Genomic DNA, 17,140 nt, shown 5'->3' with positions numbered 1-17,140 from the left:
ACTTCCTGAACTGCAATGATAATATTGAAACATGAAACACATCATCTTTTCGGACCACGCGCTAAAGCAGATGCTGGAACGCGGCGCTTCCAGAGAAGAAATTATTCAAACAATCCGTCATGGCGAAAGAATTCCAGCTAAACACGGCCGCATGAGTTATCGCCATAATTTTCAGCATAACGGAGACTGGGGCGGCAAGTTTTACCGCGTCAAACAAGTCATGCCCATAGTCAAAGAAGAAAAATCCGTTATTGTCGTCACAGTTTACGTTTTTTATTTTTAGGAGGCCACGATGAAAATCAGTTATGACTCCAAGGTAGATGCCGCGTATATCAGGCTCAAAAAGGGCAGGTTCCAGGTGACCACGCAGCGAATTACGGAAGACATCGCCATTAACTATGCTCCCGACGGATCTGTCGTTGGCATTGAAATACTCGACGCCAGCAAATACATTCTGGAGCATAAGCGGCCTCAGGTGAAATTGGAAAACCTTCAACCGGCCTAAAATTCTCTCCGATTCCTTCATTTCCCCCATAAAATGATGAGATGTTTTTCGCATCGTCAGCTCGTTGTTCGTTCCTCGTGTTTCGTGGTTCGGTTGCGCAAACTCTTTATTAAATTGCGAATCATGCGTGCAATATGATCAACATCTTCGCTCAAGAGATTCTTTTGGTTCTCTGTGATATACCTCAACCGATAAGAGATCTCTGTCTGCGTATCTAGTTCTCCACAAGATCCCAAGGCTATATACAAAAATTGTATCATCTCGTTCGCATGCTGCCGCAGGAACCCTTCCGCAATGTTCGATGGTATAGACACGGATGAACGCCTCAGTTGATTCGTTAACCCAAAGAGCTCTCCTTTGGGGAATTTTCCGGTTATTTGGTACGCTGTCTCAACCAGCCCCATTCCTTTTTGCCAAACGTCTAAATCCCGGTAGCTTTTTATCATCTTCGTTCCTTCTCCTGCCTCGCGTTTCGTTCCTCGTTGTTCGTAAACGAATCCCGAACAACGAACCACGAACAGCGTATTCCACGTCAGCTCGTTCCTCGTCGTTCTTGCCTCGTGGTTCGTCTCGTGTTCGCTGTTGCTCGTGAACGAACCACGAACAACGAACCACGCACTCCACCTGTTCACCGGCTTACCCGCTCGTTCTTCCCCCAAAAACCCCAAAGTGTAAAAGAACAAAAAATCAAGGGGTCCTGGCGAACCGACCTCCGTAACTGCTGCTCCGAGCCGAATCCGTGTACGCCGCGTAGTAGCGGTCTGAGACGCGGGCGTACGATGTGTCATAATACCAATCGCCGCCGCGGAAACCGCCACCAGTGGCGCCTGTTCCAGGCCAGTTTGTAACATCGGCGTTGCCGCTGGAGTCAAGGGTGCCGTTGCCGTGCAAGCCTGTGAAGGCGCGGCCTGTGGCATTGCCGATGGTGACGCACCTCTCCCAGAGGTTGCCGGACATTTCCATCAGGCCGTAATAAGAAGCGCCTGCCGTGGTGCGGCTCGATGAGCTTGTGGCAAACATGCCGCAGCGGACCGGGCCGTCGGGCGAGGCGCTGGAATAGTTGCAGTTGGCATTGGGCCGGGTCGGGCCTATGGCCTCGCTTGAGGTGCCTGCATTGGAAAGATCGGAGAAGTAATCAATGGTCGTGTTCCCCCAGGCGTATTCGTTGGCTGTCGGCGAGCCTGAACGGGCCGGGCCTCGCGAGGCCTTTTCGAATTCCAGCTCCGTCATGGGGCGCAGGCCCGCCCAGTCGGCATAGGCCATCAGGTCCGCCCAGGAGAGCCAGTTGCAGGCGATCCACTCGCCGTCATCGGATTCGTTGGGAACGGCATTGCCGTTCAGGTCGCAGTAAAAAGTGATCGGGTCCGAGGACGAGATGGTCGCGTCGCAGCGGATGCCGTTGCGATAGGATATGGTCGCCGTGTTGCTCATGACGTAGATGTTGGTGACGGATGTCGTGCCCGCAGCCAGGGAGGTTCCGGTCCTGGTGTTCTGCTGGGCACGGGTCAGGGTATTCAGGAAGTCCCGGTATTGCCCCTGAGAGACCTCGTACTTCATCACGTAGAAGCCGCTGTAGCCCTTGGGGAAGGCGGCGGGAAGAGTCCCAGCGTCACCGATGGTATTGTTGCCGGAGGTAGATGTTCCCCAAAGACTGCCTGCACTCGCGGCTATGGATAGCGCATCTTCTGAAGAAATGGTAAAGGGAATAGTTGCTCCACTCGTCCATGAGCCGTCCGTAAAGCTGCCTGATTCCGTTCCGCCGGAACCCAGGACAAAAGAACCTTGGGGGATGTAGACCATTTCGATGGCCATGACTTTGACTTGGATGCTGGAACTACTGCTGACGTTATCTCCAGTGGTGCCGAAATTCCATCTGATCGTCTGGCTGGGACCGGCCTTGCAAAACGCCCCCTTGCCGTCCGAGGTGATGCCGATGGCGGTGGATGTGGCATAGCTGCTGAGCGAACCTCCTGAGACAAGCGTGGCGTGATACCAGGCCCCTGTGCCGCCGATCTGGTATTTGACGAAGACCCAGGCCCGGTCGAAGGTGGCGTTGCCGTTTGAGTCCGTGCGGGTAAAACTGTTATCCCAGGAGACGTCGAACTTGATGTCCACCGTGCCCGCGGTAGAATCCAGGTTCTGGAGGCTGACGTCGGAGACCTTGATGTTGTTGGCGTGCGCCTGCGGCGCAGCCATCATCACCGCTAGAATCGTTAAGGTTAGAAGGGTTATTTTCTTCATATCTATTCCTTGTTACCTTACCCGGTTTGCCTATGAGCCGGTCAGCCGGTTAACCGGTTTATCGGTTCACCCGTCCGCCTTTCGACCGGTGCCTTTGTCCTTTAGGCCCCTGGTGAATCCTGCATCTTTTCTTGAAAACGCACCGCTCGCAAGATTGCGCAACAGAGACTGTCCTACGCTGGCAACTGACAATCCCCCCCCCCCCCCCCCCCCCGCGCGCGGGTCATCAGCACCCGATCGGGAACGAACCGCCTTGTGCTATTGATGCAAAGAACTGAATTCTCGCGCATCACTTCTCTCCTTCAACCTAGCCGCTTCCCGGCTTCGCTCGTCATCTCTACGACCGCCGACAGGCAGCAAAATATCCTTAAGACCTTCTCCGAAATTTGCGTCTTTTTTCATCAAATCAACGACCATCCTCGACCGCAGACCGTGCGTATTGGCGTAAAGGCTGTGCGCCGTCCAGCACCTGACCGAATCGCGGACTTTTTCCCTGCCTGTTTCGCCTTTTTCAAGCAAATAATGAAACCGCTTGAGCCGCCTTTTGAAACGCTTGACATTTCCCGTCGCCAGCCTTCTGAAATCCTTATAGATCCGGAACCCCAGAAACTTGATCCCCCTCTTGGTTGCGAAAACCTGGGATTTTCCCTCGTGAAGGGCAACGTTCAATTTATTTCTTAAAAACTCCCTGATCCGGTCCTTGATTTCTTCAAGCGCGCCCCTGTCGTTGCCGAAAACGAGAAAATCATCCATATATCTGAGGTAATAACGGCACCTCAGGGAAACCTTTACGTAATAATCCAGCTCATTGAGATAAAGGTTTGCGAAAAACTGGGACGTCAGGTTCCCGATGGGCAGCCCTGCGATCCGGTTCCCCGCAGAAACATTGGCCAAATACGCCGATGAATCAATGATGGTATCCAGGAGCGCAAGGGTTTTGGCGTCGCCGATGCAGCGCGCCAGCACCCCTTTCAATATGTTGTGGTCGATGGATTGAAAATATTTTTTGACGTCGCAATGCAGGCAGAATTTATTCAGCCTCAAGAAAGATTGCGCCCTGTCAACGGCCTTGTGGGTCCCCTTTGTCTTGCGGCAGGCGTAAGAATCGTAAACGAACGTCCTGTCCAGAAGCGGTTCAATGACGTCGTGGACGGCATGGTGGACGACCCTGTCGCGGAAGGGCGCCGCCGAGATCAGCCGTTCCTTGGGGTCGTGAATGACAAAAACACGGTAAGCCCCATGCCTGTACGTCCCGTTTTCCAACTGCTTCTTCAGGCGGTTGATCTCCGCCTCGAGACGGAAGGTAAAGTCGGCCGTCGAATCACGATACCGTCTGCCCTTGGCCGCCATGGCTGCGGCGGCATACAGGTTTTCGACGGAACAGATTTTTGTGTAGATATTCTCAATTTTCTTCATCTTTCCCTCGCCTTAGCTGAAGATCCATAAGGAGAAAGTAAGGGGTCTTGGCGAACCGACCTCCGTTATTGTTGTTCCGATTCGAATTCGTGTTCGCCGCGTTGTTGCGGTCTGATACGCGGGCGTTCGATGTGTCATTATTCCAATTGCCGCCGCGGAAACCGCCGGACAACGCTTTACGACCTCGCACCTTTTTACAACCCTCGCCGCGCCGCAAGCGTTCCGCTTTCCCGCGCGGCAGGCGAACTCTTTTTGCCTCGACCTTGTACAAAAGTCAAGGACAGGTGACGACGTCTGGACCCCTTTCTTTCGGTGACCGCTCCTTGTATCCGTGAACACAAGGACTCTGGTTTTGTTTATCCTCCTCGGATTTTCTCCAACCCCCTATCATCCTGCCTATTTCAAGAAGCGAAACGCAGAAAAAGTCATAACCTTTGATATTCACGTATTCCATGTCCTTGGCGATGCGCATCATAAATCTCATCTGCTCGACTTTCAAATTGGCGTTCTTCAGCATTTCCCTCTTCTCCGCCGAATATGTCGCCTCGATCAAGAGCAGAAGCACATCCAAAAGCAGCGTCTCGATCCTGTCGGCCAACAGGAATCTTTGGTCTTTTGGAAAGTTGGCAATTTTGGGCAATGTCCATAAAATCAGCCTGTAGTGCTTCTCCACAACTGGGGTTACCTTTCCCATACCTTCTTTTCTGGTTTATTCATTTCACCGATTCACCGGCTAACCTGTTCACCGGCTTACCCACTAATTCCCCCAAAAACCCCAAAGTGTAAAAGAACAAAAAATCAAGGGGTCCTGGCGAACCGACCTCCGTAACTGTAGTACCGAAACGAATTCGTGTACGCCGCGTAGCTGCGGTCTGACACGCGGGCGTACGATGTGTCATCATCCCAAGCGCCGCCGCGGAAACCGCCACCAGTGGCGCCTGTTCCAGGCCAGTTTGTAACATCGGCGTTGCCGCTGGAGTCAAGGGTGCCGTTGCCGTGCAAGCCTGTGAAGGCGCGGCCTGTGGCATTGCCGATGGTGACGCACCTCTCCCAGAGGTTGCCGGACATTTCCATCAGGCCGTAATAAGAAGCGCCTGCCGTGGTGCGGCTCGATGAGCTTGTGGCAAACATGCCGCAGCGGACCGGGCCGTCGGGCGAGGCGCTGGAATAGTTGCAGTTGGCATTGGGCCGGGTCGGGCCTATGGCCTCGCTTGAGGTGCCTGCATTGGAAAGATCGGAGAAGTAATCAATGGTCGTGTTCCCCCAGGCGTATTCGTTGGCTGTCGGCGAGCCTGAACGGGCCGGGCCTCGCGAGGCCTTTTCGAATTCCAGCTCCGTCATGGGGCGCAGGCCCGCCCAGTCGGCATAGGCCATCAGGTCCGCCCAGGAGAGCCAGTTGCAGGCGATCCACTCGCCGTCATCGGATTCGTTGGGAACGGCATTGCCGTTCAGGTCGCAGTAAAAAGTGATCGGGTCCGAGGACGAGATGGTCGCGTCGCAGCGGATGCCGTTGCGATAGGATATGGTCGCCGTGTTGCTCATGACGTAGATGTTGGTGACGGATGTCGTGCCCGCAGCCAGGGAGGTTCCGGTCCTGGTGTTCTGCTGGGCACGGGTCAGGGTATTCAGGAAGTCCCGGTATTGCCCCTGAGAGACCTCGTACTTCATCACGTAGAAGCCGCTGTAGCCCTTGGGGAAGGCGGCGGGAAGAGTCCCAGCGTCACCGATGGTATTGTTGCCGGAGGTAGATGTTCCCCAAAGACTGCCTGCACTCGCGGCTATGGATAGCGCATCTTCTGAAGAAATGGTAAAGGGAATAGTTGCTCCACTCGTCCATGAGCCGTCCGTAAAGCTGCCTGATTCCGTTCCGCCGGAACCCAGGACAAAAGAGCCCTGGGGGATGTAGACCATTTCGATGGCAAAAACCCTGATCCTGATGGTATCCATCGACGTTCCATAGGGGAAACTCCACCTTAGTGTTTGATTAAGACCCGGCCGGCAAAACGCCCCCTTGCCGTCCGAGGTGATGCCGATAGCGGTGGATGTGGAGTAGCTGCCCAGGGAACCTCCTGAGACAAGCGTGGCGTGATACCAGGCTCCTGTGCCGCCGATCTGGTATTTGACGAAGACCCAGGCCCGGTCAAAGGTGGCGTTGCCGTTTGCGTCCGTGCGGGTGAAGCTGTTGTCCCAGGAGACGTCGAACTTGATGTCCACCGTGCCCGCGGTAGAATCCAGGTTCTGGAGGCTGACGTCGGAGACCTTGATGTTGTTGGCGTGCGCGGGCGGAGAAAACAAACAACAGAATCCCAAAAGCAAAAAGAAACCCGAAAGACATTTCAAGCCGGGCTTAAAATGCTTGGCCCTCAAGAGCGTTGGGATTGCGTTGTTTGTTTTACACATGTCTTTCGTTCCTTGAGTTGTTTTTCGTATCTCCGGAGCTCCCTGCCGGATCACGCCTTCACCATTTCTTCCAATTTTTGACCAAGTGGAATCCCCTGGGGGTTCCCTCCCGAGGCAATACCGCATTTCTCCTCGGCTTTAAAGCCGAGGATTCCTGCCGAGGGATTGATACAGCATGATCCTTATCTCGTCGTATTTCCTGGACAACTCGCCGTATTTATCCCGCCCCAGATATCTGCACTCGAAGGAAAAATCAAGCCACGTTTTTGTCTCTTCACAAAAACCCAAAGCATCGATCACATGCCTTACAAAAATATCCCTGTAATGCGGCTTTTTTACGAGACCCTCTCTTATGCTGACCGCCACAGACCTGGAAGCCGTTCTGAGCTGATCCGCCAACGAACACAACTCTTCCTTGGGATATTCTTTAGTCAGCCAAAATACTTCCATCGCCGTATCAAATGCCGATTCATAAGCCTTGGAATTCTTCGCATTGTCGACCATTATTCTCCCTTTTTTTACATCCGGTTCATTTCTGCTCAATCGCCGAGGCGTCCACAAGAGGCGCATTGCCGCCCGCGTCATTTACCGCAGATGAAAACGCCTTTGCCGTATCGATCTTATATCGCCTGCGCTGGATGATACGGCCGCCTGCCCCTCTGCGGGTAGACATCAGGTTTTGCGCTTCCCGCGGCGTCAAATACACCTTGACGATCTGAAACTCCTCCCGCTCCCTGGCTCCCCAAGGATATCCCACCGGCTTGACCATCACAATGTCGCCGGCGCGATAGGAATTATTGTCGGCTGTCGGGTCGACGCCGATTTTAAGGGCTATCTCATACAAGTTTGTGCCTGGATTTTTTTTCAAGGAGCCCACTTGTTTTTCATCCGTTGTCGTATTCTGACCGGCGGCGCTTTCGGATGAAAGCTGGGTTGCTGCGACGGCTGTCGCTTGGCTTTCCGATCCTTGAGCCGCGCTTTCCGCAAGCTGCCCTGTGCCCCCTGTCCCCGCCTTTATGGAAAACACCCTGTCGGAAACATCGGAGACCGCGCCGTCGAAAGCATCCGAAATTTTAACCAGGGCCCTATCGGTCGTCGTCTGAGGGACGGTCCAGACATAGGACCCTGTATTGGCGGCTTTATCCGATATCGGCTGATAGGTCCTGCCCGCATCGCGCGAATATTCCAGCTTCATAGGGTAAGACGGCTCATAGTCCCATGCGGTCCATGTGACCGCCTGCGATATGCCGGCCACGAGGGCTTCGCCGCCGTTGGGTGCCAACAGGACGATATTGCCCGGCCTGCAGGAAAATGACGCGTAGGCCACATAAGGCGCTGCGTCGCCCTCCTTCCTGAGATTGATACGGCTGCGCAAAACATCTCCGGCGGAAAAATCTCCCCTGGAGGCGTAATAATAAGCATCACTGATACAGCTCTTTCGATAGCTCTTGCCGCCGTCGGCCGAGACGTCGGCACCGGCTCCTCTTCCTTCCCACGCGGGCACGATGATACGGATGGCATAATCCGACTTAAATGCCGGAAAAATGTAATAACCGGAGGTCGCAGAGGTCTCCAGGACAAGCTCCTTTTTACCGTCAAGAGTGGTATTGAAAAATACAGGTAAGTTTGCGGCTTCTTCGGCAAACCCAAGGCTTGCCGGATCTACGAGAGGTTCGGGTGTCACATACTTGCGGCAGCGGATCCAGCGGAAGATGGTCAGGCTTCTGCCTAAACCGAGACCCGTCGTGTTCAGGGCCAGGAAGCCTTCTTGCGGGCCTTCTTTGTCTTCATAAGAAACGACGGCCTCTTTTTTCAAAAAGGCCTCGTCATAACGTTCAAAAGTCAGATGATTATCCTTATCCGCAATCAGGCGAAAGCCGTAATACGTCCCGGCCGCGATGGGTCGGGGATCGTTGGCCTTGACGATGTTGTCAACGACCAAACAGTGCTGGGCGCCGTCCAAACCGGAGGCATAAGCGACAAGTGTCGCATCGGTCGCCGACGCCGGGTCGGGATCGCGCGCGACCAGCCGCGTCTCATAACCCGTCTGGGCGCTAGCCGCATATTCGATGATCCCGTCCCTGAATTCAAAAGCGCGGGCCGTCACGGTCGCGGCATCGAGCAAGAGCCCTTGCCGGGTCACCCGGGCGCTGCCGCCCGTGCCGAGGGTAACGGACCACTTCTCTGGATCAAGCGTCCCGTTGAGCTCCGTGAAATCCTCGTAGAAATCAAACGTATCCTCAGGGGAAGAAAGCGACTTGGCAATGGGATTGCCATAATACAAATAAATCGGCACCCCTCGCTGCGGGATCTGCGGCACGCGAATGAAAAAGGACGCCGTCCGGTACGGTTTCTTTCCTTCCACGCCGACCAACGTATAAGGCACCAGCGTCTCGCCGTCGGCCAGCGTAAAACGGACATCGTTGAAATCCGCCAGGATGTGGCCGTTGCAGGTCACATCCGCGGCGTTCGAAACGACGGATTCACCCACGCGCACGAGGACTTGATAATTGTAAAGCGCGCCGGCCGAAGACCCCGATATCCTGAACTGTTTCCTGTAAAGGAACCCGGAAAGCGCGGGCTCGCCGAAAGTCCCGGCGATGCCGTTGGTGGTCGTGAAGGCCAGAACAAATTTTGAGAGGACCGTCTTGGCGCCCAGGACCGCTTTCCATTTGAGCGTCTCTCCCCGGACAAACCCCGAGACGAGAGGAACGCCGTTGACGACAAGCGAATAGTGCAGACCCCCATCGGCGCTTACCCAAACGGCCGCAGGGCCTGTTGCGTCCCACGTGGCTGTCACAGACGCAATCGTGCCTTTGACGGAAACGGACGGACTGATATATGCCGTATTTTCAGCAATGTCCGGAAGGAGGAAATCACCTGTGCCATCACTGCACCAGGTATAAGGAGAGCTGAGGGTGAAGTTATCGTTGTCCGCGGCGTTGACGTTTGCAGGAAGAAAACTCAGGAAAACTAAGGCAGGGAAAATAAGAAATAACCAAAAGCCTGTTCGGCTTTTGACTTCACTTAGAGAGAGAGAGAGAGAGAGAGAGAGAGAGAGAGAGAGAGCTTGCAGCTGATTTAATGCGTTAGTCGCTCGATGGATCCTCATCGCCCATCCCCCCCCTTTTGCCGCATATTGCATGCGGCTTTGTTTTCAAAATAACACGTTGAGAAAAAAAATCAAGATTTTTTAAAAATTTTAGAACAGGTTTTTATGCATTTTCAAAACAAACTTTTACTTTTTTATGTCATGGGGCCGATTTTCTCGCCCTGTTGAGCCCTTATTTTTTGCTTTGTGCTTGACAACGCCGAGTGTTTCATTTATCAAACCAAGCCGCTGAACAAACTCACTACTTATTTATTTAGAACTATAACTTATTGTTTTTCAATACATTATAGCAACTTCGATGTTTTTCGCCTTCAACGGCTGCCTGTATCCAGCATAAATATACAACACACGAACGCCAGATAGCAATGGGTATTAATACTCGTTTGCCTTGCACATTCTACTCTATTCAAAAAATCAGAAATTGAGTTCCCCGCGTCTTCATAAAGCATGAATTTCTTTCTAAAAAAAGCAGGCCTCTGCCGATAACTCCCGCAGAGGCCTGCATTTATTCAAAATACCCAGTCTTTGTTTCCCTCAAGAACAAAAATCATTTATTTCGTCCTAAATCTTTCGGTATCTTGTGCTCCTCCCGAGTCCAATGCGCTCAACTTTTTTAAGGCGAATTAGCTTATCCAAGGCCTGGGCTACCGTGGGCTGGGCAACTTTGGCGTTCTTCGAGATATCTTTCGGCGATGCTTCAGCAACCGTCTGTAAAAATTCCCAAACAGCGATTTGTTTAGGCGACAGCAATTTTTCAATGTTTTCCTTAGACAATAGTTCAACTGCCATTTGAGACTGCTTATAAACCAGCGAAAGGAAGAAATCTAGCCAAGGGACGATATTGGGCTTGGTCTTTAAGGTTTTCTGGCTTTTTCTTAACGCCAGATAGTAGTCGGCTTTGTTGTCTTCTATTAACTTTTCGTGCGAGACATAAGGCATATACTGATAACCGGCCTGCAATAAAAGCAGATTCGTAAGGATGCGCGAAATGCGCCCGTTGCCGTCTTGGAACGGATGAATTTTTAAGAACTCAACCAAAAAATTCCCTATAATCAACAAAGGAGGATATTTATTTTCTTTAAAGGCATTTTGCGCCGCCTCGACTAACTCCTGCATTTCTTTGGGCGTAAGGTATGCCGGCGTGGTATCAAAAAGAACGGCGACAGACTTCCCTTGCGTATCAACCATATGGACTCTATTCTCGGTTTTTTTATACTCACCCCGATGAAGTCTGTCTTTTTGGACGTATTTTAAGAGCTCTTTATGGAAATGCTTGGTTGTATTTTCGGAAAAACGGATGTGCTTCCAAGAGTCAAAGACATTCTGGAGCAATTCATAGTATCCTTTTACTTCCTGCTTGTCGCGGTCGGCAAATTTCTGTATTGAGATCCCGCGCATAAGCTTTTCTATGTCTTCATCAGAAAGCCTGGATCCTTCGATACGCGTGGAAGCACCGGTTGAGGTAACCAGAACCGATCTTTTGAGGCGCCCTAGGACCTGAGGGCTTAAGCGCGCGCCTATAATCCATTGGCCTTTTAATTCTTCTATCTTGGTGATTTTTGACCAGATTTCCGGTGGGAGATTCTCCAACCTTTGGTTAAAGGCATTTGGCATAAGGACTCCCGTGATTCTCAAGTTAAACTCGTATTTCAACTATATGAGATTATATCAGATTATATACCAAATATACACCTTTCAATATATTTGTCAATGAGTCCCCACTTAAATGAACCCCCGCTTAAACCCAATGAGATTAAAAGTCTTCTTATTCACGATCGCTCCTTTGAGGCTTAAACAGAGCCGAGCTCTCCAGAGCTCGGCTCTGGAATACTGGAAGAGCTCGGCTCTGGAATACTGGAATACTCGTAGTGGGTTATGTCATACACCATCTTGGCTTTGCCTTTTTTTGCTGATCAGCAAAGCAATCAAAGAAGCTTCCAGGCTGCCGAAATTAAAAGGCTTCACCAGATAATCATCCGCCCCAAGAGACTTCGCCTGCTCAACGAGGTCAGGATTGGCGAGGCCCGTGCTCATGATCACCTTGACGTTCGCATTGACCTCCCTGATCCGCTTGAGGGTCAACAGGCCGTCCATGCCCGCCAATGAAATATCAAGAAGAACAAGATCATATGGTTTTTGTTTGATCATTTCTACGCATTCTTCGCCGCTTAAGGCGGTATCCGCGCCAAAACCCCTCCTGCGCAAGAAACCTGCCACCGTCTCCCTGCCTTCTATTTCATCATCGACAACGAGGATATTCCCGCGGATCGTCATGCCTTCAGGCTTGATATAGATTTGTTGATTGAGGACGGAGATAATTTCTTTAATGATGCGCGGATCCTGGAAATCCTTGGGAAGATAGGTGCTGATATCTGCTTCTCTTGAGACTAAACCCGGATCCCGGCCGGGGCCGGAGGCGGAATTGAATAAAACGATGATCTTTACGTCTTTATCGAATGTGCGGATCTTCTTGACAAGGGAAAAACCGCAGAACTCCCCCTCCTGCTCGGCGAGGATGATCAAGGCGGGGCGCTCGTTCTTCAGCAAATCAAGGATCACGGAGCCGGAGGCGACCGTGTGCACGCTCCAGCCCAGTTCCGAAATCAGCTCATAAAGGAAAGACCGTGTTTTGATGTCCTCATCGAAAATGAAAACTTTCTCCATGATGAGTAACGGATAACATATTTCTCCAAAGAAATCAAGGACTTATTTTTGGCCTGATTTTTTCCCGACGTTCCTAATGATCATTTTTCTCGACGGAAAAGTCCGCTTAAGATCGCCCCCTGCGCCATCATCACAAAAAAATCGACCAATTTCATGATGAGGCGCTTTTCGACACATCATCAATACCCCATGGGGCTATAGAGATATAAAACCACTTTTCCTTGGCTTTGACGGAATCCCAAGGATCAACCAAATCCCCTATCGACCACATTTCGGCTCTTCCCGTGTCTGTCTCTGGAATCCATCAAATCCGGTCCCGAACATTCCGGCTTCTATTTCCTGCATAGCAAGAAAAATCTCGCAACCATGGCAATCAGACCTTACGCATTCTTCGCACTGCATTTGCAACTCGTCATATCGAGCCTGCCGGAATAATTCCTCTTCGGGTTGCTCCGAGATCAATTCTCTCTTTTTCTCGCCGATTTTTGCCAAATCAATTTTCGGCAGATCAATGATGCCGAGCCGCACCTGGACGTAACCGAAAGAACCGCAGGGCAGCTTAAGTTTTTTTGTACAGATGCTTCCATCGGAATTAGAAAGGACTATTGAATACCGATAAAGATTGCGCGCGTGGGCGTCATCCTGGCTTGAATGAAAAGCGCCCATGTCGTGGTGGGAATGGATAATTCCGTCCCCGCCCAATTCTTCCTTGAAAGCGCACTCAACCGCATTGACCTCCTGCTTGGGAATCTTAAAGCCGGTGACGGTGTTATCCTTGACCCAAAATATCGCTCCCCACTCTTTTTTGCCCATCCTTTGGGACATAAACAGCCACTGGCTCCAGATGGACCAGGGAATATTCAAGATCTCTTCGTTGGCCTTATCCAAGCACCAGCCGCAATCCGTATAATTCTTGATACTGACATTCAAGATATTGCTGACGTTGTTTTGGATATTATTCATTTTTAGACCTCCTTTTGGCGGCTTTTAGCCATTGCTTTAAGGCTTCTTTTAACTCTTCGCTGGAGACCTTGCCTGATTTGATCTCCTCGATCGTTTCTTTCAGCCATTCTTCTTTTTCTTCGGCGATCTTTTCGTCAAGATCGGCCTGGGTATATTCCTTATCGCAATCTGAACAATGATCTTCCGGATCCACCCTGTTGCAGTCATCGCAGTGGGTGCAGTCGTCGCAATAGCCGTAACCGCTTGGAAGATAATCATCAATGTGATCCGTGATGTAATCTTCATGCTCCTGCTTGGCTTCATCCAGAATCTTCTCAGGAACAAAGGAAGAATGCTGTATGTGCAGCTTGCCCAAATCTTCCATCAAGGACAGGTGCTTATACAGGACCGAGGCAACGCCGGCCGCTGCTGCCAATACCGCAGGAACAACCCAGGAAGGTGTAAACGTATAACCCTGCCGTTCTTCCGTCTCTTCAAAAGACAAGGGAAAAGCCCTGGAAACGTTCAAAATCGTGCCGTCATAGCCTATTCTCTGGTAGATTAAATCGTTCTTTTTACAGTAAGCGCAGATGAGCTGTTGGCTTTTCAAATTGTCCGTGCAACAGAATATCTTGCCGCGCAGAACCTGACAGTCCGGAGATTTTTCGATGCGCATATCGTGGATTTCGATCCGCGTAGATTTCCTGATATCTGAAAGGACCTCTTTTAAAACCTCGATCTTTTTCTTTCCCACATGCCGCTCTTCCAAAAGCAGCCTGTTCAGATTGGATATCTCGATGATATCGCGGTCGATCAGGACTAATTCTTCAACCCCGCTCATCGCCAGAAACACCGCGGTCCAGAACCCTGTCCCGCCGCATCCTACGACTGTGGCGATTTGCGGTATGTCCAATTGGTCGATCAACTCCTGACGCGAATAAATGGCTCCTTGAGGCATTGATTCTTCTCCTATGTTAATAGAGGTTCAATTAACCCGGCGTCCAGGAGGCTCTTTGTCTTTGTGTCCGTGTCCTTGGACTTATCGGATAAGACATCTCTGAGAGCAGAATGCTCCTCCGGCAATATCACGGTGCCCAAGGACGTCAGGTTAATGAGCCTGAAAGACTTGATGACTTCAAGCGCCATGGCCTTGAGCGCTTCAAGCGAATTCAGGCTCGCATTGTTGATCTGGATATCTCCTGTGCAGATCTTGCGGCCGGCGTCCATATCGCTCATGGCTAGATAGTGGCAGCCGATTTCAGGATCCGAAACAAAATCGCGAAAGTCGCCTGTCTGGTCATACTCGCCGTAGAGCGTAAAAGGCTCATGCTTAATAGGGGTCTTGAGCAGATAGGTATTGTGGCCATCGTAGAGCTTGTCGATCACAAGAAGGCCCACGTAGGCTTCAACGTGGAAAAAGCCATCTTTAACACAACACCTGTAGTTTCCCTTAAAGGGAATCTTGAACGTCTGTTCTTTCAAGTCCTCGACAAATTGGCGCCAGGATTCGTCAATACTTTCTACGATCTTGGACGCCGGCCTTGCGTTGTGGATTAGCTTCTCATCAATCATTTTGACCTCTAAAATAGGGAAAGAGGGGAACCTCTCCCCTCTTTCCCGCGTTTTTCTCCTTTCTTTAGCCTGCCTTGACGTATCTTTGCACTTCGATTTCGTGATCCGCGAAGGTTTCAGGCAGATCACTCGTTGAGGCCACCTCAGCGCCGTCAACCAGGATCGTGAAGGAATCAATGCCCTTCTCTTCAAGGAGCCTTTTTAAGGTGTCCTTGACAGAATCAGAAGCATTGACGCTGACCTCCTCTCCTGCGACCTTGATGGTGGTTTTCCCATTTAGATCGTTTAATTGCATAGCATTCACCTCCTCCCTTTGATTTAGTGTTCGCTCGGCAGTATCAGGACGCCGTTTTCAAACCACAGCTCGATCTTCTTGAGCGGAAAATCCGTCCAGTCGATCTTTTCATCGTAGAGCTTGTGATAGTTGCCGTCTTCGCAGACAAGCTGAGCTGTATGGTCTTCGCGCACGGACAGTTTCCAGACGCCGAACTCCTGCAGCCTCGCCTTTGCCCGGGTTATGAACAGGATTTTGTCCAAAAGCCAGTAGGCGCCGCCTTGTTCAGCCACATATTGCACGCCGTCCGTATAAAGATAGCCGCTCAAGTGCCTGAACCATTGCGTCGTGCCTGTGAATTGCCGTAACCCGCTTTCCGTCAACATCTGACTCCTCCTTCTCTGCCGCCTGCCTTGTATTCCCAGTCTTCAACGTGGATCTCCTGGCCCACATGAAAGGAAATACTCACTTGCGCCATTGTCACTTCTTGCTCTAAATTCATCTCATCCACGCTGGACAAGATGATCTTCCTCAAGCTTTCGGGAAACTCCGATACCTTCATAGGACGTCCTCGGTGAACGCGTCCTCATGCGCCTGGACGAACTCTTCGAGCGTCTGTTCAGGCCTGATCTTGAAACCCATGGCCTTGAGCGTATGGACGCGGTTAAGCAGTCTTCTTTCTTCCCAGTACGCGGACTTACCGAAAGAATGCTCAGGAAAATCCTCTTCCTGCGTACGGAATTCTGCCTGACGCGACTGGTTATGCCTCATCATGCAGCCGTCAGCCCTCAACACCCCTTCGTCGAATTTTTGCTCGTTTTCTTTTTTGTTCATGTTTTTCATGGCTTGGTCTCCTTTCTGTTTTCGCTGAAAAAGTCTTGACCTAAGCTCCTGAAGCCGGTTGAGGCAGACCACAACCGGCGGTTTTGGTCAAAAAAAACAGGTATGCCCGAAGACGAACGAACGACGGATGAAGTGAGAGAGTCTTCCTGGGTCACGAAAAAAATTGAGGACTCCCCGAAGGGGCGAAGCCGCTTTTGAGGCAAACCACAAAAGCGGAGACGAATTATTTTCGTGATTTTATTGACGAAAATCAGGGCTTAAGGTTAGAAAAGCGAAAACAAACAGAAAGGAGACGAAGCCGGCGCTTGAAAAATCAGAAAAAAAACAACAAAAGAGACAGAAAGGAAGGTGTTGAGGCTGATCGGCAAACGGTGATAGCCGCGCCAGGCACAAAAAAAGATCCCCTGGCCGGGGATCGATTTTTTATTTTTGCCCGTCTAGCCGATAGCGCAGCTTTTTTTACTGCCTATTCGTTATAGGCAGCAAGAACTGCGTCCTGCAGCTCTTGATTCGCCTCTTTGGAAAGAGGCTTGACGGTAGGATAGTATTTGCCATCCTCCGCCTTCTGAGACGGCATGGCGACAAACAAGGTGTCATCCTTGGTCGCCATGACTCTCAGGCCTTTGATCAAAACGCAATCCGCGACTTTGATGTCCACAAAGGCCTTCAGAGTATCGTTTCCTTCGATACGATGGATCCTTGAGACTTCGAACATTTTGCTCACCTCCTTCCTTTCCTGATTTTGTTGCTGTTTTTTTGCTTTTGGACGCATGTGGTCCTCCTTTCTTTTACGCCAAAAAGGAGAACTCAAGGCCTTTAAAGGCGTTTGAGGCAGACCACAAGCGCCGGTTTAGTCAATAAAACAAGGATTGGCCGAAGGAGAGAGAACGACGAGGGAGAGAACGAACCTTCTTGGATTCTGAGGAAAAAATTGAGGACTCCCCGAAGGGGCGAAGCCGCTCTTGAGGCAGACCACAAGAACGGAGACGAATTATTTCCGGAATTTTGTTGACGAAATTAAAGCATTGAGTATTTTTGGCGAAGAAAAAGAAAGGAGGACTTACTTATTGCGGCCTCAAGAAAAAAACTACAAGATCAAGAAAGAAATATTCTCTAAGCAAAATCTTTCGATACTTCGAAAACGAAAAATTCTGAGCGAAGGAATCTCTGT

20 protein-coding genes are annotated in these 17,140 nt (G+C 50.9%); 3 read left to right on the top strand and 17 right to left on the bottom strand.

Features of this window, described 5'->3' with window-relative positions; translation table 11 throughout:
- Positions 1 to 31: 31 nt before the first annotated feature.
- On the top strand, positions 32 to 283 hold the full coding sequence (locus BU251_RS02695) for a DUF4258 domain-containing protein (RefSeq protein WP_128699362.1): 252 nt from the start codon (positions 32 to 34) through the stop codon (positions 281 to 283).
- A gap of 9 nt (positions 284 to 292) precedes the next feature.
- Positions 293 to 505, top strand: coding sequence for a DUF2283 domain-containing protein (locus BU251_RS02690; protein ID WP_128699361.1), 213 nt, complete (start codon positions 293 to 295; stop codon positions 503 to 505).
- Positions 506 to 561: 56 nt separating this feature from the next.
- Here BU251_RS02690 and BU251_RS02685 read toward each other — a convergent pair whose 3' ends face one another.
- From BU251_RS02685 to BU251_RS02610, 16 genes are all read right to left on the bottom strand, one after another.
- Positions 562 to 909 carry a four helix bundle protein gene (locus BU251_RS02685; RefSeq protein ID WP_320416949.1) on the bottom strand — a complete coding sequence of 116 codons (348 nt, stop codon included), beginning with the start codon at positions 907 to 909 and terminating at the stop codon, positions 562 to 564.
- 283 nt (positions 910 to 1,192) lie between these two features.
- The gene (locus BU251_RS02680) at positions 1,193 to 2,746 is read right to left on the bottom strand and encodes a formylglycine-generating enzyme family protein (protein ID WP_128699359.1); all 1,554 of its coding nucleotides are present in this window, start codon (positions 2,744 to 2,746) and stop codon (positions 1,193 to 1,195) included.
- Positions 2,747 to 3,004: 258 nt separating this feature from the next.
- Positions 3,005 to 4,162 carry a reverse transcriptase/maturase family protein gene (locus BU251_RS02675; RefSeq protein WP_128699358.1) on the bottom strand — a complete coding sequence of 386 codons (1,158 nt, stop codon included), beginning with the start codon at positions 4,160 to 4,162 and terminating at the stop codon, positions 3,005 to 3,007.
- 274 nt (positions 4,163 to 4,436) lie between these two features.
- Positions 4,437 to 4,856, bottom strand: a complete 420-nt coding sequence (avd, locus tag BU251_RS02670) for a diversity-generating retroelement protein Avd (RefSeq protein ID WP_128699357.1) — start codon at positions 4,854 to 4,856, stop codon at positions 4,437 to 4,439.
- 104 nt (positions 4,857 to 4,960) lie between these two features.
- Entirely contained in the window at positions 4,961 to 6,562 is a 1,602-nt protein-coding gene (locus BU251_RS02665) for a formylglycine-generating enzyme family protein (RefSeq protein WP_164908832.1), read from the bottom strand.
- Positions 6,563 to 6,700: 138 nt separating this feature from the next.
- Entirely contained in the window at positions 6,701 to 7,066 is a 366-nt protein-coding gene (locus tag BU251_RS02660) for a four helix bundle protein (RefSeq protein WP_164908831.1), read from the bottom strand.
- Positions 7,067 to 7,091: 25 nt separating this feature from the next.
- Positions 7,092 to 9,362 (bottom strand): DUF2341 domain-containing protein, encoded by a 2,271-nt coding sequence (locus tag BU251_RS02655; protein WP_164908830.1) that lies wholly within the window; start codon positions 9,360 to 9,362, stop codon positions 7,092 to 7,094.
- Positions 9,363 to 10,235: 873 nt separating this feature from the next.
- Positions 10,236 to 11,288, bottom strand: coding sequence for a Fic family protein (locus BU251_RS02650; protein WP_128699353.1), 1,053 nt, complete (start codon positions 11,286 to 11,288; stop codon positions 10,236 to 10,238).
- A gap of 264 nt (positions 11,289 to 11,552) precedes the next feature.
- Positions 11,553 to 12,338 carry a response regulator gene (locus tag BU251_RS02645; RefSeq protein ID WP_128699352.1) on the bottom strand — a complete coding sequence of 262 codons (786 nt, stop codon included), beginning with the start codon at positions 12,336 to 12,338 and terminating at the stop codon, positions 11,553 to 11,555.
- 258 nt (positions 12,339 to 12,596) lie between these two features.
- Complete coding sequence (locus BU251_RS02640; protein WP_128699351.1) at positions 12,597 to 13,301, bottom strand: Mov34/MPN/PAD-1 family protein; 705 nt, start codon at positions 13,299 to 13,301, stop codon at positions 12,597 to 12,599.
- Complete coding sequence (locus BU251_RS02635) at positions 13,294 to 14,238, bottom strand: HesA/MoeB/ThiF family protein (protein WP_128699350.1); 945 nt, start codon at positions 14,236 to 14,238, stop codon at positions 13,294 to 13,296. The genes BU251_RS02640 and BU251_RS02635 overlap by 8 nt, the downstream gene beginning before the upstream one ends.
- 11 nt (positions 14,239 to 14,249) lie before the next feature.
- Complete coding sequence (locus tag BU251_RS02630; RefSeq protein WP_128699349.1) at positions 14,250 to 14,852, bottom strand: hypothetical protein; 603 nt, start codon at positions 14,850 to 14,852, stop codon at positions 14,250 to 14,252.
- Between the two features lie 64 nt (positions 14,853 to 14,916).
- Positions 14,917 to 15,147 carry a hypothetical protein gene (locus BU251_RS02625; RefSeq protein ID WP_128699348.1) on the bottom strand — a complete coding sequence of 77 codons (231 nt, stop codon included), beginning with the start codon at positions 15,145 to 15,147 and terminating at the stop codon, positions 14,917 to 14,919.
- A gap of 23 nt (positions 15,148 to 15,170) precedes the next feature.
- Positions 15,171 to 15,512: a DUF6876 family protein gene (locus BU251_RS02620; RefSeq protein ID WP_128699347.1), complete on the bottom strand. Its 342-nt coding sequence runs from the start codon at positions 15,510 to 15,512 to the stop codon at positions 15,171 to 15,173.
- Complete coding sequence (locus BU251_RS02615) at positions 15,506 to 15,688, bottom strand: hypothetical protein (protein WP_128699346.1); 183 nt, start codon at positions 15,686 to 15,688, stop codon at positions 15,506 to 15,508. The genes BU251_RS02620 and BU251_RS02615 overlap by 7 nt, the downstream gene beginning before the upstream one ends.
- The gene (locus BU251_RS02610) at positions 15,685 to 15,969 is read right to left on the bottom strand and encodes a hypothetical protein (protein ID WP_128699345.1); all 285 of its coding nucleotides are present in this window, start codon (positions 15,967 to 15,969) and stop codon (positions 15,685 to 15,687) included. Before BU251_RS02610 ends, BU251_RS02615 begins: the two co-directional genes overlap by 4 nt.
- Positions 15,970 to 16,274: 305 nt before the next feature.
- Between BU251_RS02610 and BU251_RS09510 the strand changes: the two genes are divergently transcribed.
- Positions 16,275 to 16,448 carry a hypothetical protein gene (locus tag BU251_RS09510; RefSeq protein ID WP_228767838.1) on the top strand — a complete coding sequence of 58 codons (174 nt, stop codon included), beginning with the start codon at positions 16,275 to 16,277 and terminating at the stop codon, positions 16,446 to 16,448.
- Here BU251_RS09510 and BU251_RS02600 read toward each other — a convergent pair.
- A complete protein-coding gene (locus tag BU251_RS02600) occupies positions 16,436 to 16,741 on the bottom strand; it encodes a SpoVG family protein (protein ID WP_128699343.1) in 306 nt (101 codons plus the stop codon). The two genes, BU251_RS09510 and BU251_RS02600, sit on opposite strands and share 13 nt — an antisense overlap.
- Between the last annotated feature and the right edge of the window lie 399 nt (positions 16,742 to 17,140).

Origin of the sequence: Candidatus Velamenicoccus archaeovorus (genome assembly GCF_004102945.1) — a bacterium.
Taxonomy (GTDB): domain Bacteria; phylum Omnitrophota; class Gorgyraeia; order Velamenicoccales; family Velamenicoccaceae; genus Velamenicoccus; species Velamenicoccus archaeovorus.
Note: the sequence above shows the minus strand (reverse complement) of the source record. Positions and strands in the feature narration are given on the sequence as shown.